Genomic DNA, 21,665 nt, shown 5'->3' with positions numbered 1-21,665 from the left:
CCCTATGGGTATAGGGTCAAGGAGTGGGCGGTGTGAGCTACGCCGCGTCGATGGCCAGCAGCCGGTGCATGACATCGGTCAGGGTCAGCACCGCGACCCCGCCCGCCGTCGGCACCACCGCCAGGTGCGTGCGCGTGCTCTGCATCAGCTGCAGGGCGTCGTAGATCGGCATGTCCGCAGCCAGCGTCACCGCGGGACGCATCAGCTCGCGAGCGCACGCGGTGGAGGCCAGGGCGTCGCGGACGTGCACGACGCCGAGCACGGTGCCGCTTTCCCTGTCGCCCACCAGGAGTCGCAGGTGACCGGACTCTCGTGCGGCGGAACGGATCTGGCCGGTATCGGCGTCGGGGGTGACCCAGCCGGTCGGCGCGGCCGGACGTGCCAGCTCGCCGACCCGCAAGCCGTCCAGCTCGAGTGCGCTGGACAGGTTCGCGTGGTAGTCGGCGTCGAGGGTGCCCGTGGTCGCGGAGTGCTCCACCAGCTGGCGCAGCGTCTCGGGGTCCTGGCTGTCGGCCAGTTCGTCCACCGGGGCGACGCCGACGCGGCGCAGGCACCAGTTCGCCGCCTGGTTCAACGCGTGCAGCAGGGGACGGGTGAGGAACATGAAGCCGCGCATCGGTGCTGCGAGCAGAGCGGCTGACCGCTCCGGATGGGCGATCGCCCAGGACTTGGGCGCCATCTCGCCGATCACCAGGTGCAGGAACGTCACGATCGCCAGAGCCAGCACGAACCCGCCGACTTCGGCGAGCCAGGGTGGCGCGCCGACGGTCTGCAGCCACGGCGAAAGGGCATAGTGCACAGCCGGTTTGGTGATCGCTCCGAGTAGCAGGGTGCAGGCGGTGATGCCGAGCTGCGCTCCTGCCAGCACCACCGACAGCTCGGATGCACTGCGCAGCGCAGCCCGGGCGCCGCGACTGTCGGCGGCCGCGTCGACGAGTCGGCTGCGCCGTGCGGCGATCAACGAGAACTCAACGGCGACGAAGAAGGCGCTCAACGCGATCAGCGCCGCAGTGATCGCAGAGATCGACCAGAGATCAGACATCGTGCTCCGCCCGTGGTCTCGCGTCAGTGACGGCCACGCTCAGGTGCACGTGCGCCGGGACGCGCCGCTGGACGGCGCGGATCTCGGCGACGAGCGCCCGTTCGCCGGGTGGTTGGGTGCTCAGGAAATCGGACGGTTCGGCGGGCAGGGGCACCGACACCCGATCGCCGACAGCAGGCAAACCGTCGGCGTGTGCGATCACCATGCCCGCGACCGTCTCGTAGTCGCCGGTGGGCAGTGTCACGCCCAGCAGGCGCTCGGCCTCGTCCACCGGGAGGTCGCCGGTCATCACCCAGCCATCGGCGAGCTCGGTGACCGGCTCTTCGCGGTCCGCCCCGTCGTGCTCGTCGTCGATGTCGCCGACCAGTTCCTCGGCCAGATCCTCCATCGTCACGATCCCGGCGAAGCCGCCGAACTCATCGATGACGATCGCCATCTCCTCCGTGAATCCGCAAGCACGCGAACGACGTTCGGCAACGGCAGCGTCTCGGGTACGACCACGGCCCGTCGACAGTGATCCGCCGCGGTGCCCGAGGGTGGGTCCGCCGACAGGAGGTCGTGCAGGTGGATGACGCCGACGACGTCGTCGTGTCCGGCCGCGACGGCCGGATAGCGGGTGTGGGCGGACCCCATGCGGGACAGCACATCTGCCACCGGCTCGGTGTCGAGCACCGTGTCGACGCGGGCCCGCGGGACCATCGCGTGCCGGGCCGTGGAGGTGGGGAAGTCGAGGATCCGGTCCAACAGTGTGGACAGCCCGGCCGGAATCTCGCCCGCCGCACGCGATGTCGCGACGATGTGCGCCACGTCGCGGGGGGTGGCGGAGTGCTCGACATCGTGCACCGGTTCGATGCGCAGCGCGCGCAACAGCAGGTTCGACGACTGATCGAACAGCCAGATCAGCCAGCCGAACACCGTCAGATATGCGGTGGTGGACCAGGCCAGCCGGCGGGCGAGCTGCTCGGGCCGGGCGAGCGCGAGGTTCTTGGGGAACAGCTCGCCGAACAGCATCTGGATCACCGTCGAGACACCGATCGCGGCCGCGCCGCCGATCGCGACGGCGATCGCCATCGGAAGCCCCGAACCGCCCAGCAGGGTCTCCAGACCCCTGCCGATCAGCGGTTCGGCGGCGTATCCGACGAGCAGTCCGGTGACGGTGATGCCCAGCTGGGCGCCCGAGAGCATGAACGACGTCCGTCGGGTCACCGTCAGCGCGCGTTCGGCGGCGCGGTCACCGGCGTCGGCGCGGGCCTTCAGGCGCGACCGGTCGACCGCCATGTAGGCGAACTCCTGAGCGACGAAGTATCCCGTCGCCACGGTGATCGCGAAAACCACGACAAGGCCCAGCAGAATTGCAGCAACGGCGGTCAGCATGTGACCGCCTCGGGTCTATGAGGGTGCATCGAGTCCTTGCTCGTGAGCCGTCAGGTGGCACCGAGCGTACCGAAGTCCGGGATATTCGCTGGTCAGGCCGCCGCGTGGGCAGAGCGGGCCGCGTCGAAGCGATCCAGCACCGTCTCCGCGACCTGGCGGTGGGCCCCCAGCGGGGCCGACATCGGGATGCCTTCCCGCCGCGCGAACGCCGCGACCCGGTCGGTGATGCGGCCCGGCGCGAGGAACCAGGGCGCGAAGACCAGCCGCGTCACCCCGCGCTGTCGAAGGTGGGCGACCGCCTCGGCCGGAGACGGCGACGGACCGGTGGCGAACGCCGTCGTGGCCGCCCACCGGGTGGTGAGCACCACCTCGCGCGCGACTGCCGCGGTACGGACATTGGCCTGGGGATGTGAGGAGCCGACCGCGGTGACGATCACGCCGACATCCGGATCCAGGCGCGACAACCCTGCCTGCTCGAGCCGTTGCCGCAGCACCGCGATCAGGCGTTCGTCCTCGCCCAGCACGGCGCCCAGGCGGGCGCCCGAGCCGGACTCGGCGATCATCGCCGGAATGTCGACGCGCGCATGGTAGGCGTCGGCGAGCAGCAGCGGAACGACGACGGCGCGGCCGCGCGGCACCTCACGCAACACGTCGACGAGGTTCGGGGCGGTCTGCTCGCAGAACGCCACCCGGACGTCGACCCCGGGTCGCACCCGGCGAACGCACTCCGCGATCGCACGCACTGTCGCGGCCGAGCGAGGATCGGCACTGCCGTGCGCCGTCAGCACCAGCGAGTCCGGCGAGGGAGTCACGACGCGTGCAGCCCGCACTCCGTCTTGGACTGCCCCGCCCACCGGCCGCTACGGGGATCGGCGCCGGCGATCGGCTTGGCCGTGCACGGTGCGCAGCCGATGGACGGATAACCCTCGTCGACCAGCGGGTTCACCAGGATGCCGTGGGTGTCGATGTAGTGCTGCATCTCGTCGTCGGTCCACGCCGCCAACGGGTTGATCTTCACCAGCCCGAACGCCTTGTCCCAGCTGATCAGCGGGGCGTTGGCGCGCGTCGGCGCCTCGACCCGGCGGATACCGGTGACCCACGCGGAGTAGCCGGCCAACGCCTTGGACAGCGGCTCGACCTTGCGCATCCGGCAGCACTCGTTGGCGCTGCGCTCGAACAGGTTCTTGCCGAACAGCGCGTCCTGTTCGGCGACGGTCTTCTCCGGCCGCACGTTGACGACGTTCACGTCGTAGACCGCCTCGACCGCGTCGCGGGTACCGATCGTCTCGACGAAGTGGTAGCCGGTGTCGAGGAACAACACGTCGACCCCCGGCCGCACCGCGGCGGCCAGATCCACCAGGACCGCGTCCTGCATGTTCGACGCCACGATGTAGTTGCCCGCGAAGTTCTCGTCGGTCCATCGCAGCAGGTCGACAGCAGATGCGTGCGGCCCCAACTCCGCCGCGCCGCGCTCGGCCAACTGCTGCAAGTCCGTCTCGGTCATCACGTCGGTCACGTCACATCACCTCAAGTCCGCATCGTCTGCTCGTAGTGCCCACGTAGCGAAACGCTCGCCCTGCTCTCGTTGTTTCACGAAATTGCGAACGACCCGGTCGATGTAGTCACCGAGCTCCGTGGCGACCACCTTGTGCTGGCGCAGCTTGCGGCCGAAGCCACTGTCCAGACCCAGACTTCCCCCGAGGTGAACCTGGAAACCCTCCTCGGGACCGTCACCATCGTCGACCATCTGGCCCTTGAACCCGATGTCGGCGACCTGGATGCGGGCGCACGAGTTCGGGCAGCCGTTGATGTTGATGGTGATCGGCACGTCGAGCTGGTTGTTGATGTCCTCGAGCCGCTTCTCCAGCTCCGGCACCAGCACCTGTGACCGGCTGCGGGTCTCGGCGAAGCTCAGCTTGCAGAACTCGATGCCCGTGCAGGCCATCAGGTTCCGCCGCCAGTGCGACGGCGTCGACGGCAGCCCGAGTGCGTCCAGACCGGTCCGCAGCTCGTCCAGCTTCTCGTCCGGCACATCGAGGATGATCAGCTTCTGATAGGGCGTGAACCGGATTCGATCACTGCCCGCCGCTTCGGCGAGGTCGGCGACCTTGGTCAGGATCGTGCCCGACACGCGCCCGGCGATCGGGGCGACGCCCACGGCGTTGAGCCCGTTGCGGAGCTTCTGCACCCCGACGTGGTCGATCGGGCGGGTCACCGGCTCAGGCGCGGGACCGTCGATCAACGGGCGCTTCAAGTACTCCGTCTCGAGAACTTCCCGGAATTTCTCGACACCCCAGTCCTTGATCAGGAACTTGAGGCGGGCCTTCGAACGCAGGCGCCGGTAGCCGTAGTCGCGGAAGACGCTGACCACGCCCTCCCACACATCGGGGACCTCGTCGAGCGGCACCCAGGCGCCGACCCGCTGTCCCAGCATCGGGTTGGTCGAGAGACCCCCGCCGACCCACAGGTCGAAGCCGGGTCCGTGCTCGGGATGCTCGACGCCGATGAACGCGACGTCGTTGACCTCGTGCACGACGTCCTGCAGGCCGGAGATCGCGGTCTTGAACTTGCGCGGCAGGTTCGAGTACTCGGGCTTGCCGATGTAGCGCTTGACGATCTCGTCGACCGCCGGGGTGCCGTCGATCACCTCGTCGAGCGACTCACCCGCCAGCGGCGAGCCGAGCACGACGCGCGGGCAGTCGCCGCACGCTTCGGTGGTCTGCAAGCCGACCTCGTCGAGCCGGCGCCAGATCTCCGGCATGTCCTCGACACGGATCCAGTGGTACTGCACGTTCTGGCGGTCGGAGATGTCGGCGGTGTCGCGTGCGAACTCGGTCGAGATGCCGCCGAGCGTCCGCAGCGCCGCCGCGGTCAGTGCGCCGCCGTCGCTGCGGACCCGCAGCATGAAGTACTCGTCTTCGAGCATGTCGGTGTTCTCGTCACCGGTCCACGTGCCGTCGTAGCCGGGCTTGCGCTGGGTGTAGAGCCCCCACCAGCGGAAGCGGCCGCGCAGGTCACCCTTGTCGATCGACTCGAAGCCGTTCTTGGCGTAGATGTTCTCGATGCGCGCTCGCACGTTGAGCGGGTTGTCGTCCTTCTTCGCCTGTTCGTTGGCGTTGAGCGGCTCGCGATAGCCGAGCGCCCACTGGCCTTCCCCGCGCGGACGCTTGGGTGTTGCCTTGGGTGTCGTTGATGTCATCGTGGCTCCTGTATCGGAGCCGGCGTTCGTCACTGCGCGTGATCACCGGGGGCTGTCCGGCGTCGCAGATCCGGCGGCCAGCTGAAAGTGCAGGTGGGCAGGTCTACGTCGTCACACAGCGCAACAACAGCTGCTGCACACACGCTTGAAGTCGACGTGCCGACGGATCACCAGCATCACGCGGGTGGGCATGCCTGCGTCGGTCACCCGGCCATTGTGCCACGACCTGGCCCACCGGTCCCAACCGGCACATATTTGTGCTCACCGCGAGCAGAACTCTGCCGCACACCACCTGGGACACTGGTCGCATGCCCGTCCTGCCCAGCCCGGTGTCCTCGATGCCCGCGCAGCTCCCGGAGCTCGCGCTCACCCCGGGCGCACCGTTCGGGCTGTACATCCACGTGCCGTTCTGTGCGACGCGCTGCGGCTACTGCGACTTCAACACCTACACGCCCGCCGAGTTGGGCGGCGCAACACCGGCGGGCTGGCTGGCGGCACTGCGGACCGAACTCGCGCTCGCCGCGGCGCGGCTCGGGACCGCCCCGCCGGTCGCGACGATCTTCGTCGGCGGTGGCACGCCGTCACTGCTGGGCGCCGCCGGCCTCGCCGAGGTGCTCGACGCGATCCGCGAGCATTTCGTCCTCGCACGCGACGCGGAGGTGACGACCGAGGCGAACCCGGAATCGACGTCGCCCGCGTTCTTCGACGGGCTGCGGGCAGCCGGTTACACCCGTGTCTCGCTGGGGATGCAGTCCACCGCACCACATGTGCTCGCGACGCTGGACCGGGTCCACTCACCGGGCCGTCCCCTGGAGGCGGCGCAGGAGGCCCGCCGGGCGGGCTTCGAGCACGTCAACATCGACCTCATCTACGGCACGCCGGGGGAGAGTGACGACGACCTGCTGCGGTCGGCCGACGCGGCGATCGCCGCGGGCGTCGACCACGTGTCCGCCTACGCCCTGATCGTCGAGGACGGCACCGCACTGGCCCGCAAAGTGCGCCGCCGCGAGCTGCCCGCGCCCGACGACGACGTGCTCGCCCGTCGCTACGAACTCCTCGACCAGCGCCTCGGAGCAGCCGGGCTGAGCTGGTACGAGGTGTCGAACTGGGCACGGCCCGGCGGCGAGTGCCGACACAACCTGGGCTACTGGGCGGGTGGGCAGTGGTGGGGCGCCGGGCCGGGAGCGCACGGCTATGTGGCCGGCACCCGCTGGTGGAACGTCAAGCACCCCAGCGCCTACGCGGCCGTGCTGGCCGGCCGTCGCCTGCCGGTGGCCGATTTCGAGACCATCGACGGCGACACCTCGCATGTCGAGGACGTGATGCTGCGCGTCCGGCTGCGTGCCGGGCTGCCGACCGCACTGCTGGGTGACGGCGAGCGTGCCCGTGCGGCGCGCATCATCGCCGACGGCCTGCTACGCACCGAGGGTGACGCCGTGGTGCTCACCGACCGGGGCCGGCTGCTGGCCGACGCCGTGGTGCGCGAGCTGCTGAGCTGAACAGTCCGGCTGGTCAGGCCAGCGCGGCCGCCAGCCGACGCCACTGCTCGCGGGGGAACTCCCGGGGATCAGCGGTCAGCACCTGCACGCAGACGTGGTCGGCGCCGGCATCGAGGTGCTCGGTGACCCGCCGCAGCACGGTCTCCTCGTCGCCCCATGCGATCAGGGCGTCGAACAGCCGGTCGCTGACCGTGCTGATGTCCTCTTCGGTGAAGCCGCTGCGGCGGATGTTGTTCGCGTAGTTCGGCAACCCCAGGTAGTTGCGCAGCCAGTCGGTGCCGATCGCGCGTGCCTCGTCGCGGCTGTCGACGAGCAGCACGCTCTGCTCGGGCAGCAGCATCGGTGTGTCACCCAGCAGCTCCCGCGCCGTGCGGGTGTGATCGGGCGTGCTCAGGTACGGATGCGCGCCGGCGGCCCGAGTCGCCGACAGCTCCAGCATCTTCGGGCCCAGTGCCGCGAGCACGCGGTTACCGGTCGGCACCGGGGTGGGCGATGCGTCGATACCGTCGAGGAACGCCTTGGTCGCGGCGAGCGGTTTGCGGTAGCGCCCCGGCTCCTGGGAGTCGATCAGCGGGGCGTGGCTGCAGCCGATACCCAGCAGGAAGCGCTCGCCGTGGGTCTCGGTCAGCGTGGCATAGCGTGAGGCGACTTCGGCCGGCTCGTGCATCCACAGGTTCAGGATGCCGGTGGCGATGACGGTCTTCGAGGTCGCGCCCAGCAGATTGTCGACCGCGTCGAGGACCGGTCCGCCCACGTCGGGGATCCACAGCGCCGGGAAACCGAGCTCGTCGAGCTCGGCAGCCGCGTCGGCCGCCTCCCCGGCATTGCCGTACCGCAACTGCGAACTCCACAACCCGACACCTGTCAATTTCATGGCTCCAGTCATACCGTGCGCGTCCTCGGGTCCGCCAGCGCGGGCGGTGTGCTTCGATGACCGCGAACGTGGGGTGGGCTCGTCGGAGGGATGAATGGTGGCCGATGCGGAGCGGGGCCGGCTGGAGAGCTTCGCCGACGGGATCTTGTCGGCACTCGACGGGGTGGCCGAGAGTCTGGGCGGCGAGCCCGTCGTCGACGACGCGATCGCGCGCGCCATGGCGGCGGTCGCCGCCGTCGGCGGTGAGTTCGTCCGGCGGTACCACCGGCTCGACATCGACTCCTCGATCGAGGCGCCCGACCAACCCGTGCTGTTCGTCGCCAACCACGGCTTCGGCGGCGTCGTCGACCTCAACGTGTTCGCCGTGCGGGCCGCTCTCGACGAGATGCATCTCGATCGACCGCTGACGATCCTGACCCATCAGATGGCGTGGACGCTGGGCGTCGGCCGGCTCTTCGAGCCTCTCGGGGCCCGCCCGGCCAGCCGGGACAGCGCGGTGGAGGCCTTCGATGCCGGACACCACGTACTGGTCTTCCCCGGGGGCGACAAGGACGCGGCGAAGACATTCGACGAGCGCAACCTGGTGAAGTTCGACGGCCGCAGCGGCTTCGCGCGGCTGGCCATGGAGCAGCACGTGCCGATCGTCCCGCTGGTCACCGCCGGCGCGGGGGAGTCGCTGCTCGTGCTGTCCAGTGGTGAGCGGCTGGCCCGGGCGCTGCGCCTGGACAAGATCCTGCGCGTGAAGGCATTGCCGGTGAGCGTCTCGGTGCCGTGGGGGCTCAACGTCGGCGCGGTGGGCATGCTCCCGTACCTGCCGCTGCCCAGCAAGCTGGTGACCCGCGTGCTCGCACCGATGACCGCCGGGGACGACGAGACCGCAGAGCAGTTCGCGGCCCGGGTGGAGTCCGCGATGCAGGACGCGATGACCGACCTGACCCGGGACAGGAAGCCGCTGCTCGGGTGAGCCGTCAGCCCGGCTGCGGCGCCGGCATGTCCATGTCGAAGACCCGGGCGTGCAGCACGGTGCGATTGCGCAGCGCCGCCCGCACCGCACGGTGCAGCCCGTCTTCGAGGTAGACGTTGCCGCGCCAGCGCACCGCGTGGGGGAACAGATCGCCGTAGAAGGTCGAGTCCTCCGACAGCAGCCGGTCCAGCGCCAGCACCGTCGTGGTCATCACGAGTTCGTCGAGGCGGATCTGGCGGGGCGGGATCTGAGCCCACTGCCGGTGGGACAGACCGTGGTCCGGATACGGCCTGCCGTCACGGACACCCTTGAAGATCATCGACACGCCTTTGCTTGCCTGCCATCGCTTGTGCTCAGCCCCGCAAGGTTAACCCGACGCCGACAGCGGCGCCGGACCGCTCACCTGACGATCACTGCTGTTGATGACCGTAAAATGGACCGGTCGGTCACGTGTGAACTGAAGTGGGGTGAGCAATGGGCAGCGCTGATGAGCGCCGATTCGAAGTTCTCCGCGCGATCGTCGCCGACTTCGTCGCGACGAAGGAGCCCATCGGCTCCAAGACCCTGGTCGAGCGACACAACCTCGGGGTGTCCAGCGCGACCGTGCGCAACGACATGGCGGTGCTGGAAGCCGAGGGATACATCACCCAGCCACACACCAGCTCGGGCCGGGTTCCCACCGAGAAGGGCTACCGCGAATTCGTCGACCGCCTCGACGACGTGAAGCCGATGTCGGGAGCGGAGCGACGCGCGATCATGTCCTTCCTCGAGTCGGGCGTCGACCTCGACGACGTGCTGCGGCGGGCGGTGCGATTGCTGGCCCAGCTGACCCGTCAGGTCGCGATCGTGCAGTACCCGACGCTGTCGACGTCGACGGTGCGCCGCCTGGAGGTGGTGGCGCTGACCCCGGCCCGGCTGCTGTTGGTGGTGATCACCGACTCCGGGCGCGTCGACCAACGCATCGTCGAGCTCGGCGACGGTATCGACGACGCACAACTGTCCCAGCTACGCGATCTCCTGGGGCAGGCGCTGGAGGGCAAGCCGCTGGCCGCGGCCTCGGTCGCGGTGTCGGATCTCGCGTCGCACATCACCGGCCAGGGCGGGCTGGCCAATGCCGTCGGCCGCGCGGCGACCGTGCTGGTCGAGACGCTCGTCGAGCACACCGAGGAGCGGTTGTTGCTCGGCGGCACGGCGAACCTGACGCGCAACACCGCCGATTTCGGCGGCTCGCTGCGCTCGGTCCTCGAAGCGCTCGAGGAGCAGGTCGTGGTGTTGCGGCTGCTGGCCAAGCAGCAGGAGGCCGGGAAGGTGACCGTGCGGATCGGGCACGAGACCGAGGCGGAACAGATGGCGGGCACCTCGGTGGTCAGTACCACCTACGGTAGTTCGGGCAAGGTGTTCGGCGGCATGGGTGTGTTGGGTCCCACACGGATGGACTATCCGGGAACCATCGCCAACGTCGCCGCAGTTGCTCTCTATATTGGCGAAGTCTTAGGTAGCCGCTGATCTGTGCTGCGCTGGGTATGCAGCACGGATCGACGGGTGGGAGAGGTTGAGCGTGGCACGCGACTATTACGGCTTGCTCGGAGTGGGCAAAGGCGCCAGCGATACGGAGATCAAGCGCGCCTATCGCAAGCTGGCCCGAGAGCTGCACCCCGACGTCAACCCCGACGAAGAGGCGCAGGCGCGCTTCAAAGAGGTCAGCGCCGCCTACGAGGTGCTCAGTGATCCGGAGAAGCGGCGCATCGTCGACTTGGGCGGGGATCCGCTGGAGTCCGCGGGTGGCGCGGGAGCCGGCTTCGGCGGCTTCGGCGGGCTCGGGGACGTTTTCGAGGCGTTCTTCGGCGGCGGCAATGCGTCCCGCGGCCCGATCGGCCGCGTCCGGCCCGGGTCGGATTCGCTGCTCCGGATGCGCCTGGACCTCGAGGAGTGCGCCACCGGGGTGACCAAGCAGGTCACGGTCGACACCGCGGTGCTGTGCGACCTCTGCCACGGCAAGGGCACCCACGGCAATTCCACCCCCGTCACCTGCGACACCTGTCACGGCCGGGGCGAGGTGCAGACCGTGCAGCGCTCGCTGCTCGGTCAGGTGATGACGTCACGACCGTGCCCGGTGTGCGGCGGCGTCGGTGAGGTGATCCCCGACCCGTGCAACCGGTGCGCCGGCGATGGCCGGGTGCGGGCCCGGCGCGAGATCAGCGTCAAGATCCCCGCCGGGGTCGGCGAGGGCATGCGGGTGCGGCTGGCCGCCCAGGGCGAGGTCGGCCCCGGTGGCGGGCCGGCCGGCGACCTGTACGTCGAGGTGCACGAGAAGCCGCACGACGTGTTCGTCCGCGACGGCGACGACCTGCACTGCACGATCTCGGTGCCGATGGTCGACGCGGCCCTGGGCACCGCGGTGTCGGTGAACGCGATCCTCGACGGGCCGACCGAGATCACGATCGGTGCGGGCACGCAGCCGGGTTCGGTGACGACCCTGCGGGGCCACGGCATGCCGCATCTGCGGTCCGGGGTGCGCGGTGATCTGCACGCCCACATCGACGTGGTGGTGCCGTCGCGGCTGGACCACGACGACATCGAACTGCTGCGCACGTTCAAGGAGCGCAGTCGCGACACCGCCCAGGTGCGCACCACGGCGACCACCGCCACGAACAACGGCGGCGGCCTGTTCTCCCGGTTGCGCGAGACGTTCACCGGCCGCTGACCCGCAGTGCGGAGCCTGTTCTACGTCGACGCGGTGCCCGGTGTCGATGAGGTCGCCTTCGTCGACGGCGACGAGGGCCACCACGCGGCCACGGTGCGCCGCACCCGCGTCGGTGAGGAACTCGACCTCGCCGACGGTGCGGGCACGGTCGCGCAGTGCGTCGTCGAAGACGTGGGCAAAGGCCGGCTGACCGCGCGGGTGAGGGACCGCCGGGTGGTCGCGCCGCCGACGCCGACGGTGACCGTGGTGCAGGCGCTGCCCAAGTCGGAGCGCGCCGAGCTCGCCGTCGAACTGGCCACCGAGGCAGGCGCCGACGCGTTCGTGCCGTGGCAGGCCGCGCGCTGCGTCGCCCGCTGGGAGGGTGCGGCGAAGGTCGACAAGGGGTTGCGCCGGTGGGCCGCGGTGGTGCGCTCGGCGGCCCGCCAGTCACGGCGGCCCCACATTCCCGCCGTGCACGCCCCGGTGTCCAGCGCCGAACTGGCGGATCTCGTCCGCGCAGCCCCCGGACCGGTCCTGGTGTTGCACGAATCAGCCGATCGCCCGCTGAGCGACGTGCCGCTGGCAGATGCCGCCGCGGTGACGCTCGTGGTGGGTCCCGAAGGGGGCATCTCCGACGCCGAGCTGGACACGCTGACCGGGGCGGGCGCAGTCGCGGTGCGACTCGGCCCCACGGTGCTGCGCACGTCGACGGCCGCGGCTGTTGCGCTGGGCGCGCTCGGTGTGCTGACCCCGCGCGGGGCCTGACGCTAAACTGGTCAGCATTCACCGGCACAGGAAGCAGGCAGACAACTCCACGTGACCCCCCGCGAGACGAACGCAGGCTCGGACAGTTCGCACGTCCGCAGCAGCATCACCGTTCCGCCCGACCTCGTGGTGGGCCTGCTCGGCCGCTCCGACGAGAACCTCCGGGCGCTGGAATCCCTGCTCACCGCCGACATCCACGCCCGCGGCAACGCGCTGACCGTCTCCGGTGAACCGGCCGACGTGGCGCTGGCCGAACGGGTGGTCTCCGAGCTCCTCGAGATCCTCGGCAGCGGTCAGCGGCTCACTCCCGACGCGGTGCGGCACAGCGTCGCGATGCTGACCGGGGCAGGCGACGAGTCGCCGGCCGACGTGCTGACGCTGGACATCCTGAGCCGCCGCGGCAAGACGATCCGCCCCAAGACGCTGAACCAGAAGCGCTACGTCGACGCGATCGACACCCACACGATCGTCTTCGGCATCGGGCCGGCGGGCACCGGCAAGACCTATCTGGCGATGGCCAAGGCCGTCAGCGCGCTGCAGTCCAAACAGGTCAGCCGCATCATCTTGACCCGGCCGGCGGTCGAGGCGGGCGAACGCCTCGGCTTCCTGCCCGGCACGCTGAGCGAGAAGATCGATCCCTACCTGCGCCCGCTTTACGACGCGCTGCACGACATGATGGACCCCGAGCTGATCCCCAAGCTGATGAGCGCCGGCGTCATCGAGGTCGCGCCGCTGGCCTACATGCGTGGCCGCACGATCTCCGATGCGTTCATCATCCTCGACGAGGCGCAGAACACCACCGCCGAGCAGATGAAGATGTTCCTGACCCGGTTGGGGTTCAACTCCAAAATCGTTGTCACGGGCGACATCACACAGGTGGACCTGCCCGGCGGGGCGCCGTCGGGGCTGAACGCGGCCATGCGGATCCTCGACGGCATCGACGACATCCACTTCGCCGAACTCACCAGCGCCGACGTGGTGCGCCACCGGCTGGTGTCCGAGATCGTGGACGCCTACGCGAAATTCGAGGAGCCGACCCTGATGAACCGGGCCCAGCGCCGCTCGGGCACCGGCAGGCCGAGGCGGTAACGACACCCATGACCATCGAGGTGTCCAACGAGTCGGGCATCGACGTCTCCGAAACCGAACTCGTGAGCGTCGCGCGCTTTGTGATCCGAAAGATGGACGTCAACCCGGCTGCGGAACTGTCCATGGTGCTGCTGGATTCGGCGGCCATGGCCGATCTGCACATGCGCTGGATGGATCTGCCCGGCCCCACCGACGTGATGAGTTTCCCGATGGACGAGCTCGAGCCGGGTGGGCGCCCCGACGCCCCCGAGCCGGGCCCCGAGATGCTCGGCGACATCGTGTTGTGCCCGGAGTTCGCCGCGACCCAGGCAGCCGATGCGGGCCACACCCTCGGTCAGGAGTTGGCGCTGCTCACCGTCCACGGAGTGCTGCATCTCTTGGGTTACGACCACGCCGAACCGGACGAGGAGAAAGAGATGTTCGCGCTGCAGCGTCAGCTGCTCGAGGAGTGGGTGGCCGAGCAGGTGGAGGCCTACCACCAAGACCGGCAGAGTGAGAAGGACCGCCGGTTGCTCGACGAGTCGCGATACTTCAACGAATCCCACCTCGGCGACACTCCGTGACCGGGCTGGGCCAGTTCGTCGGGGCGATTCTGCTGATTGCCGCCGCGGGCCTGTTCGCCGCGATCGACGCCGCGGTCAGCACCGTGTCGATGGCGCGGGTCGAGGAGTTGGTTCGCGACGAACGACCCGGTTCGGTGCGATTGCTGCAGCTGATGGCCGACCGGCCGCGGTACATCAATCTCGTTGTGCTGCTCCGCATTGCGTGTGAGGTGAGTGCGACGGTGCTGTTGGCCGCCTACCTCGACGACTTCTTGGGCGTCAGCGGCGGCCTGATGACCGCTGCGGCGATCATGACGGTGATCAGCTTCGTCGCCATCGGCGTGGGTCCGCGCACCGTCGGCAGGCAGAACGCGTACACGATCGCATTGGTCTCGGCGCTGCCGCTGCAGGCCATCTCGGTGGTACTCACCCCGGTGAGCCGGCTGCTGGTCCTGCTGGGTAACGCGCTGACACCGGGCCGCGGCTTCCGCAACGGACCGTTCTCCTCGGAGATCGAGTTGCGTGAGGTGGTCGACCTCGCCCAGCAGCGGGGTGTGGTGGCCGACGACGAACGCCGGATGATCCAGTCGGTGTTCGAACTCGGGGACACCCCGGCGCGCGAGGTGATGGTGCCGCGTACCGAGATGGTGTGGATCGAGTCGGACAAAACGGCCGGTCAAGCGACGTCGTTGGCGGTACGCAGCGGGCATTCCCGAATCCCGGTGATCGGCGAGAACGTCGACGACATCGTCGGCGTGGTCTACCTCAAAGACCTTGTGCAACGGACGTACTCGTCGCGCAACGGCGGCCGGGACACCTCGGTGGCCGAGGTGATGCGCAAACCGGCGTTCGTGCCCGATTCCAAGCCCCTTGATGCGCTGCTGCGCGAGATGCAGCTCGACCGTGTGCACATGGTGCTGCTGGTCGACGAGTACGGCGCCATCGCCGGCCTGGTCACGATCGAGGACGTGCTGGAGGAGATCGTCGGCGAGATCGCCGACGAGTACGACGTCGACGAGGTCGCGCCCGTCGAGGACCTCGGCGAGCGGCAGTACCGGGTATCGGCGCGACTGCCCATCGAGGACCTCGGCGAGCTCTACGATCTCGAGTTGTCCGAGGACCTCGACGTCGACACGGTCGGTGGGTTGCTGGCTCTGGAGCTGGGCCGGGTTCCGCTGCCCGGCGCCGAGATCACCTGGGACGGCCTGCTGTTGCGTGCCGAAGGCGGCCCGGACCCGCGGGGACGGGTGCGGGTCGGCACCGTGCTCGTCCGTCCCGTCGACCCCGAACCCGAGGACACGGAGGACAGCGATGGTGAGTGAGCTCGATGCCGAGGACGCCAAGCTCGTGGTGCTCGCCCGCGGTGCGATGGCACGTGCCGAGGCCACCACCGGCGCCGCGGTGCGCGATGCCGACGGCCGCACCTACGCCGGCGCGCCCGTGGGGTTGGCATCATTGGAGTTGACGGCGCTTCAGGCAGCTGTCGCGGCCGCGGTGTCCAGCGGTGCGACCGGTCTGGAGGCCGCGGTGCTGACCGGAGGTGACGCCGACGATCCGGGAGTGGCCGCGGTGCGTGAACTGAGCGCCGACGCCGCGATCATCGTCACCGATCGGGCCGGAAACCCGCAGTGACCGACGAATTCCGATCAGGCTTCGCATGTTTCGTCGGCAGGCCGAACACCGGCAAGTCGACACTGACCAATGCGCTGGTCGGCGCCAAGGTGGCCATCACGTCCAACCGGCCGCAGACGACCCGGCACACGATCCGCGGGATCGTGCACCGGGACAGCTTCCAGATCGTGCTCGTCGACACCCCGGGACTGCACCGGCCCCGCACCCTGCTGGGGCAGCGGCTCAACGATCTGGTCAAGGACACCTACTCCGAGGTCGACGTCATCGGCCTCTGCATCCCGGCTGACGAGAAGATCGGTCCCGGTGACCGGTTCATCTACGAGCAGATCCGCGCGGTGGCGCCCAAGACAACGTTGATCGCGATCGTCACGAAGATCGACAAGGTCGGCAAAGACGCTGTGGCGCAACAGCTCGTGGCGGTCAGTGAGCTCGTCGGGCCCGACGCCGACATCGTGCCCGTCTCGGCCACCAAAGCCGAGCAACTCGACGTGCTGACCGATGTGATCGTCTCGCATCTGCCGCCGGGCCCGGCCTTCTACCCCGACGGGGAGCTCACCGATGAGCCCGAAGAGGTGCTGATGGCCGAGCTGATCCGCGAGGCGGCGCTCGAAGGGGTGCGTGATGAATTGCCGCATTCGCTGGCTGTCGTCATCGATGAGGTCGAGGAACGGGAGAGTCGTGACGATCAGCCGCCGCTGATCGCGGTGCACGCGATCCTCTACGTCGAGCGGGATTCCCAGAAGGGCATCGTGATCGGCAAGGGCGGCGCCCGGTTGCGCGAGGTCGGCACGGCGGCGCGCACGCAGATCGAGAAACTGCTCGGCACCAAGGTGTACCTCGATCTGCGGGTCAAGATCGCCAAGAACTGGCAGCGGGATCCGAAACAGCTGGGGCGGCTGGGGTTCTGACCGGGTCGTCCACTCGGGTTGTGTCAGAGTGGTTCGGTGACGTACGGGCAGGGGTGGCAGCCGCCGGCGGTGGACTGGTCGTCAACGCGGGGGCGCATTCTGCTGGCGGCGTCTGTGTTGTTCGCCCAGCGCGGATATTTCGGCACGTCGACCCGTGACATCGCCGAGGCCGTGCAGATCCGGCAGCCGTCGTTGTTCCACCATTTCGGGGCGAAGCACGAGATCTTCCGCACGCTGGTCGAACTCGATCTCGGCCCGTCCATCGCGCGGATGGACCGGCGGCTTGCGGAGACGTCGAGCTGGGCCGAGAAGCTCCACCTGGCCATCGCCTGCGACGTCAGGGAGATCCTCGCGCAGCCGTTCGACGCACGGGGTCTGTATCAGGACGCGGTGCTGGCGCTCGACGAGTTCGCGGCAGAGCGGCACGGCATCGAGATCTTCCACCGGCAGATCGAGCGCGTGGTCACCGGCGGTAGGCGTGCGGGGGAGTTCGCGGCCTTCGAGCCGTCGTTCGTGGTGCGTGCCGCCAACGGTGTGCTGTTCGAGACGTTGCGGGAACAGGGGGGTCCGGCGGGCCCGGTGCGCCGGCAGCGCCCGATCCAGGCTGCCGACTTCGTGGTGCGCTCGCTGTTGACCGACCAGGACCGCCTGGCCGACATCCGTGCCGTGACCCGGCGCCGTCTGAAGACATCGGCCGCCACACGCGCCCTATCCTCCGATAGGTAGCACGGGCGGGTCGACCCGGCACCCCGAGATGCGACAGGGAGGAGTGCTGCGTGCCCACGCCCAGCGGTCACACATCGTCGACCGGTGCCGTCGCCACGCCGCACCGGCTGGCCACCGACGCCGCCGCCGAGGTCTACCGCCACGGTGGAACCGCCGTCGACGCGGCGATCGCGGCCGCTGCGGTCCTCACCGTCGTCTACCCGCACAACGTCGCTCTCGGTGGCGATCTCGTCGCGTTGGTGCGCAGCCCCGACGGCGCCGTCACCTGTGTCAATGCCTCGGGGTGGGCCGGCGCCGCGGCCGACCCGGTCGCGATGCGCGCCGTGCACGGGGACACGTTGCCGGACCGCGGGGTCGACACGGTGACGGTGCCTGGTGGGGTGCGCGGATGGGAAGCGTTGTGGCGCTTCGGCAGCCGTCTGCGCTGGAGCAGATTACTCGAACCTGCCGAACGCATCGCCCGCAGCGGGGTGCCCGTGGCCTCGTCGGTCGCTGCTCACCTCGACGATGCCGAGAACGCCGATCTGGCGGGCATCGTCGACTTCGACATCGTGTTCCGCCCGGGCGGCCGGACGTTGAGAGAGGGCGAGATCTTCCGCCAGCGGGCGTTGGCCGACACGTTCACCGCCCTGCGGTTCGGCGGGCCCGACGAGTTCTACACCGGCACGCTGGGGCAGCGCACGGTCGCTTACCTGCGCTCGCGCGGCTCGGTGCTGCAGGCCGCGGATTTCGCCGAGTTCGCCGCCGAGGTCACCGAGCCGCTGTCGGTGCACTTCCGCGGCCTCACCGTGTACACCAGCCCACCCAACACGCATGGCTTCGTGATGCTGCGGGCCTTGCGGGCTCTCGACGCGCTCGGTGTCGGGCAACCGCTGGGCGACGACCTGCCGACACTGATGCAGATCTTCGGTCACGCGAACCAGCTGCGGACCGCCCACCTGGCCGACCCGCGACACGCCGATGTGGACGTCGCCGCACTCGTCGACGGTGACGTGGGTGCGCGTGCGACGCTCGCGCATACCCGGGACATGACGGGTCCGGCGCCCGCCGGCGACACCGTGGGGGTGGCCACCGCCGACGGGCAGGGCTTCGCCGTGTCGTTGATCCAGAGCGTCTATCACGCCTTCGGCTCGGGCCTGATCGATCCGCAGACAGGCATCCTGTTCCACAACCGCGGAACCAGTTTCGACCTCACGCCCGCGTCGCCGAACGTGCTGGCTCCGCGTAAGCGGCCGCGCCACACGTTGATGCCCGCGCTGACCACCGAGGACGGTAGGCTCCGGCACGTGCTGGCCACGATGGGCGGGCAGGGCCAACCGCAGATCCTCACCGAGATCCTGCTGCGGATGCTCGACGGAGCGGCCCCGGCCGACGCGGTGGCGGCCCCCCGTGCGATCGTCGGTCGCCAGACCCGTCTCGCCGGTGCCGACACGATCTCGGTCGAGGACGGCGTCGATGGCCCGGCCCGCGCGGCGCTGGCGCGCTCGGGCCTCCACGTGGTCGAGCTTCCCGGCCACAGTGAGTCGTGCGGTCAGGCGAATGTCGTTGCCGCGCAGGCAGACGGCTCGCTGGTGGCGGCGACTGACCCCCGCGCGGACGGTTCGGCGGCCGTCGTGCACCACGTGCGTCTTCCGGCCCGCCCGTGATCGGTCAGCTGCGGGTCGGCCTGATGCTGACCCTGACCGCCGTGACGGGCGCGCTCGACGCGGTGGGCTACCTGAGCCTGGACCGGGTGTTCACCGGGAACATGACCGGCAACGTGGTGATCCTGGGCATGGGCATCGCCTCGGAGGAGGGTCTGCCGGTGGCAGGCCCGCTGATCGCGCTGGGTGGCTTCACCGTCGGCGCGGCGGTGGCCGGCCTGCTCACCCGGGGCCGGACCGCCGGCTGGAACCGCGTCGTCACCCTGACGCTGTGGACCAACGCCGTGGTCCTCGCCGCGGTGGCGACGGTGTTGACAGTCGTCGCTCCGACCGGTCGATCGGCGGGCGGAATCGCCTGCGCCACAACGCTTGCTGTCGTGATGGGCATGCAGGCCGCGATCGCGCGATTCCTCGCCGTGCCGGACATGACCACCGTCGTCGTCACGTCGACCATCACCTCGTTCGCCGGGGAGACGCTGCTCGCGGGCGGCCTGGGGTGGATGGCCCACCGGCGGCTGTGGGCGGTGGTGCTGATCTTCGCCGGCGCGCTGGCGGGAGCGCTGCTGACCAAGCTGGGGGTCGGGGTGCCGGTCTACGCGGCGGCGGCAGTGGTGCTCGTCTGCGCGATGACGGGGCACCGATACTGGAATCGACTGCCCGCGTGAGCGCGTCGAGCGCTCAGCCCGGTTGGCCGTAGACCGCGACCACCACGGTGCGGTCGAGGCTGTTCTCCGACCACACACCGATCTGCGTGTTGGCGCAGTTGCTCATGATCGCCATGTAGTCGGGGCGGTAGTACCACTGGTTGAGGATCTCGATCCCGCTGATCGCCAGCGCCGGGTTGATCGCAACGGTCTCGGCGACCGTCCCGACGAAGCCCGCCCGGTTGGCCCGGTCCTGTGCGGTCGAGCCGTCGGAGCCGATGTCGCCGTCGAGCGCACGGTTGTTGAGGACGTCGTTGGCATGCCACTGGGCGGCCAGCCGCAGCTGCGGGTTGATCGCGATGTCGGTGCCGCAGCCGTGTTGCTTCTGGATCGTGTACACGTTGACCACGACGCTCTCGTTGAGGCGCTTGTTGTCGGCGTGCGCAGCCGGCAGCGCGGTGCCCACGGCGCCCAGGAGCAGCGCCGTCGGCAGCGCACAGGCGATCCTGGTGGCGGTCACAGCCGGTGAGATTACGCGACCCCGACGGTCACCGAAGCCGGTGCGGGAAGATTCGTCGACGGCTCGGCCGCCAGCCGGGTGTCCCACCAGTTGTCGGGTTGAGCCGTGGCCCACCCGTTGATCGCCTCCAGCGCGGCGGCCAGTGACACCAGCAACGGTTCGCTGTTCGCCGGACCCATCAGCTGCACGCCGATCGGCAGCCCGTCTGAGGTGAACCCCGCAGGCACGTTGATCGACGGCCAGCCCAACAGGTTCCACGGCCAGGTGGCGGGACAGGCACGGATCATCGCCCGGTCGGTGGCCAGCCCGCTCAGGCCGTCGAACGCGTCGACCCGCGGCGGTGGAAGCGCGGTGGTCGGGGCGAGCACCACGTCGGCGAGGTTGAAGATCCAGCCGACCCGCTGCCGGGTGACCGCCTCGTGGGCTCGGGCCTTGCGCAGGATGTGCTCGCTGAGCACCCGGCCGGTCAGCGCGTTGGCGCGCGTGCGCGGATCCCAGCGCGGGCCCGGCCCCAGCCGATCCATCCACTGCGGAATGCCCGCGGTGGAGCGCGCCAGGAAGTTCCATGACATGCGCAGGTGGTAATCGGGGTCTGCGGCGATGATCGTGTGGCCGAGGTCTTCGAGTTGGTGCGCGACCGACTCCATCGCCGCGCGGATCTCGGGGTGCAGGGTGGCCCGGAAAACCGAGTACGGGAACTTGGTCGACAGCGCGACGCGCAGCGGTCCGGGGGCCCGCGACACGTGGTCGGACACCGTCACCGGCGGCGGGGTGTGCAGGTCGCCGGGGGCGTTGCCCGACGCCGCGTCCAGCACCAGCGCGGCGTCGCCGACCGTGCGGGCCAGCACGCCGTTGACGGTGATGCCGTTGAACGCCTCGGCCAGCGGTGACGTGGAGATCCGTCCGCGCTGGGGTTTGATGCCGACCAGGTGGGTCCAGGCCGCGGGGATGCGCACACTGCCCGCCCCGTCCGAGCCGATCGCGGCGGCGACCAGCCCGGCCGCGACGGCCGCCGCGCTGCCGCCGGAGGAACCGCCCGGCGTGTGCTCGCGCGACCACGGATTGCGCGTGTGCCCGAACGCCGGGCCGCTGGTGAACGGCCACTGACCCAGTTCGCAGGTGTTCGTCTTGCCGACGATCACCGCGCCGGCCGCCCGCAACCGGCGGACCACCTCCGCGTCGGCGGTGGCCTCGGGCACGTCGCCGTCGGCGCCGAATCGGGTCGGCACGCCCGCGACGTCCACGTCGTCCTTGACCGCGATCGGGATGCCGAGCAGGGGGAGGGTCGAATGATCTTGTCCCGCAGCGCGTTTGCGGTCAGCGGCGGCGGCCTCGGCGAGCGCGGACTCGCGCAGCACCAGCCGGAAGGCGTTCAGCGTCGGTTGGCTCGCCTCGATCGCATCGAGGGAGCGTCGTACCAGCTCGACCGAGGTCACGCTGCCGCTGGCAAGGGCGAAGAGCTGGTTGCCGAGAGTGGGGAACCGAGTACCGGAGGCGGGAGAGACGACCATCACCGACAAGAGTATCGGCGCTGCGAACCCGATATCCATCCCGATCAATG

21 protein-coding genes and 1 pseudogene are annotated in these 21,665 nt (G+C 69.7%); 13 read left to right on the top strand and 9 right to left on the bottom strand.

Annotated elements, in window-relative coordinates; genetic code table 11:
- Nucleotides 1-37: 37 nt before the first annotated feature.
- The 5 genes and pseudogenes from ACXYX3_RS16610 to ACXYX3_RS16590 all read right to left on the bottom strand — a co-directional run bounded on the left by ACXYX3_RS16610 (nt 38) and on the right by ACXYX3_RS16590 (nt 5,615).
- Nucleotides 38-1,042 (bottom strand): hemolysin family protein, encoded by a 1,005-nt coding sequence (locus ACXYX3_RS16610; RefSeq protein WP_458608263.1) that lies wholly within the window; start codon nt 1,040-1,042, stop codon nt 38-40.
- Nucleotides 1,035-2,416 (bottom strand): annotated as a pseudogene (locus tag ACXYX3_RS16605) (hemolysin family protein). Before ACXYX3_RS16605 ends, ACXYX3_RS16610 begins: the two are co-directional and overlap by 8 nt.
- Before the next feature lie 92 nt (nt 2,417-2,508).
- The gene (locus ACXYX3_RS16600) at nt 2,509-3,246 is read right to left on the bottom strand and encodes a sirohydrochlorin chelatase (RefSeq protein WP_458608262.1); all 738 of its coding nucleotides are present in this window, start codon (nt 3,244-3,246) and stop codon (nt 2,509-2,511) included.
- Nucleotides 3,225-3,920 (bottom strand): phosphoadenylyl-sulfate reductase, encoded by a 696-nt coding sequence (locus ACXYX3_RS16595; protein ID WP_458612116.1) that lies wholly within the window; start codon nt 3,918-3,920, stop codon nt 3,225-3,227. Before ACXYX3_RS16595 ends, ACXYX3_RS16600 begins: the two co-directional genes overlap by 22 nt.
- 18 nt (nt 3,921-3,938) lie before the next feature.
- On the bottom strand, nt 3,939-5,615 hold the full coding sequence (locus ACXYX3_RS16590; protein ID WP_458608261.1) for a nitrite/sulfite reductase: 1,677 nt from the start codon (nt 5,613-5,615) through the stop codon (nt 3,939-3,941).
- Nucleotides 5,616-5,923: 308 nt separating this feature from the next.
- Between ACXYX3_RS16590 and hemW the strand changes: the two genes are divergently transcribed.
- Complete coding sequence (hemW, locus tag ACXYX3_RS16585) at nt 5,924-7,114, top strand: radical SAM family heme chaperone HemW (protein ID WP_458608260.1); 1,191 nt, start codon at nt 5,924-5,926, stop codon at nt 7,112-7,114.
- A 13-nt stretch (nt 7,115-7,127) separates the two neighbouring features.
- On the opposite strand, the gene ACXYX3_RS16580 is transcribed toward hemW, so the two are convergent.
- Nucleotides 7,128-7,988 carry an LLM class F420-dependent oxidoreductase gene (locus ACXYX3_RS16580; protein WP_458608259.1) on the bottom strand — a complete coding sequence of 287 codons (861 nt, stop codon included), beginning with the start codon at nt 7,986-7,988 and terminating at the stop codon, nt 7,128-7,130.
- Nucleotides 7,989-8,082: 94 nt separating this feature from the next.
- Here ACXYX3_RS16580 and ACXYX3_RS16575 point away from each other — a divergent pair, with 94 nt between their 5' ends.
- Nucleotides 8,083-8,952, top strand: coding sequence for a 1-acyl-sn-glycerol-3-phosphate acyltransferase (locus tag ACXYX3_RS16575; protein ID WP_458608258.1), 870 nt, complete (start codon nt 8,083-8,085; stop codon nt 8,950-8,952).
- A 4-nt stretch (nt 8,953-8,956) separates the two neighbouring features.
- On the opposite strand, the gene ACXYX3_RS16570 is transcribed toward ACXYX3_RS16575, so the two are convergent.
- Nucleotides 8,957-9,271 carry a type II toxin-antitoxin system VapB family antitoxin gene (locus ACXYX3_RS16570; protein ID WP_111509409.1) on the bottom strand — a complete coding sequence of 105 codons (315 nt, stop codon included), beginning with the start codon at nt 9,269-9,271 and terminating at the stop codon, nt 8,957-8,959.
- 155 nt (nt 9,272-9,426) lie between these two features.
- On the opposite strand from ACXYX3_RS16570, the gene hrcA reads away from it, so the two are divergent.
- The 11 genes from hrcA to ACXYX3_RS16515 are packed head-to-tail and all read left to right on the top strand — an operon-like array spanning nt 9,427 to nt 19,605.
- Nucleotides 9,427-10,458, top strand: coding sequence for a heat-inducible transcriptional repressor HrcA (hrcA, locus tag ACXYX3_RS16565; protein WP_241206230.1), 1,032 nt, complete (start codon nt 9,427-9,429; stop codon nt 10,456-10,458).
- Between the two features lie 52 nt (nt 10,459-10,510).
- Nucleotides 10,511-11,656: a molecular chaperone DnaJ gene (gene dnaJ / locus ACXYX3_RS16560; protein ID WP_458608257.1), complete on the top strand. Its 1,146-nt coding sequence runs from the start codon at nt 10,511-10,513 to the stop codon at nt 11,654-11,656.
- Nucleotides 11,657-11,662: 6 nt separating this feature from the next.
- A complete protein-coding gene (locus tag ACXYX3_RS16555; protein ID WP_458608256.1) occupies nt 11,663-12,400 on the top strand; it encodes a 16S rRNA (uracil(1498)-N(3))-methyltransferase in 738 nt (245 codons plus the stop codon).
- A gap of 51 nt (nt 12,401-12,451) precedes the next feature.
- Complete coding sequence (locus ACXYX3_RS16550) at nt 12,452-13,489, top strand: PhoH family protein (RefSeq protein WP_241206233.1); 1,038 nt, start codon at nt 12,452-12,454, stop codon at nt 13,487-13,489.
- Between the two features lie 8 nt (nt 13,490-13,497).
- Nucleotides 13,498-14,052: an rRNA maturation RNase YbeY gene (gene ybeY / locus ACXYX3_RS16545; RefSeq protein ID WP_241206234.1), complete on the top strand. Its 555-nt coding sequence runs from the start codon at nt 13,498-13,500 to the stop codon at nt 14,050-14,052.
- A complete protein-coding gene (locus ACXYX3_RS16540; RefSeq protein WP_458608255.1) occupies nt 14,049-15,353 on the top strand; it encodes a hemolysin family protein in 1,305 nt (434 codons plus the stop codon). Before ybeY ends, ACXYX3_RS16540 begins: the two co-directional genes overlap by 4 nt.
- Nucleotides 15,343-15,663: a cytidine deaminase gene (locus ACXYX3_RS16535; protein ID WP_241206236.1), complete on the top strand. Its 321-nt coding sequence runs from the start codon at nt 15,343-15,345 to the stop codon at nt 15,661-15,663. Before ACXYX3_RS16540 ends, ACXYX3_RS16535 begins: the two co-directional genes overlap by 11 nt.
- On the top strand, nt 15,660-16,571 hold the full coding sequence (gene era / locus ACXYX3_RS16530; protein ID WP_241206237.1) for a GTPase Era: 912 nt from the start codon (nt 15,660-15,662) through the stop codon (nt 16,569-16,571). Before ACXYX3_RS16535 ends, era begins: the two co-directional genes overlap by 4 nt.
- A gap of 36 nt (nt 16,572-16,607) precedes the next feature.
- Entirely contained in the window at nt 16,608-17,297 is a 690-nt protein-coding gene (locus ACXYX3_RS16525; RefSeq protein WP_241206238.1) for a TetR/AcrR family transcriptional regulator, read from the top strand.
- 50 nt (nt 17,298-17,347) lie between these two features.
- On the top strand, nt 17,348-18,943 hold the full coding sequence (locus ACXYX3_RS16520; RefSeq protein ID WP_458608254.1) for a gamma-glutamyltransferase family protein: 1,596 nt from the start codon (nt 17,348-17,350) through the stop codon (nt 18,941-18,943).
- A gap of 23 nt (nt 18,944-18,966) precedes the next feature.
- Nucleotides 18,967-19,605 (top strand): YoaK family protein, encoded by a 639-nt coding sequence (locus tag ACXYX3_RS16515; protein WP_255730688.1) that lies wholly within the window; start codon nt 18,967-18,969, stop codon nt 19,603-19,605.
- Nucleotides 19,606-19,618: 13 nt separating this feature from the next.
- Here the strand turns inward: ACXYX3_RS16515 and ACXYX3_RS16510 are convergent, their stop codons facing one another.
- Both ACXYX3_RS16510 and ACXYX3_RS16505 read right to left on the bottom strand, forming a co-directional pair.
- Nucleotides 19,619-20,104: a CAP domain-containing protein gene (locus ACXYX3_RS16510; RefSeq protein WP_374238393.1), complete on the bottom strand. Its 486-nt coding sequence runs from the start codon at nt 20,102-20,104 to the stop codon at nt 19,619-19,621.
- An 11-nt stretch (nt 20,105-20,115) separates the two neighbouring features.
- The gene (locus ACXYX3_RS16505) at nt 20,116-21,615 is read right to left on the bottom strand and encodes an amidase (RefSeq protein ID WP_458608253.1); all 1,500 of its coding nucleotides are present in this window, start codon (nt 21,613-21,615) and stop codon (nt 20,116-20,118) included.
- Between the last annotated feature and the right edge of the window lie 50 nt (nt 21,616-21,665).

This window comes from Mycobacterium sp. Panama NTM2, assembly GCF_054355555.1.
This window is presented reverse-complemented; position numbering and strand designations above follow the sequence as displayed.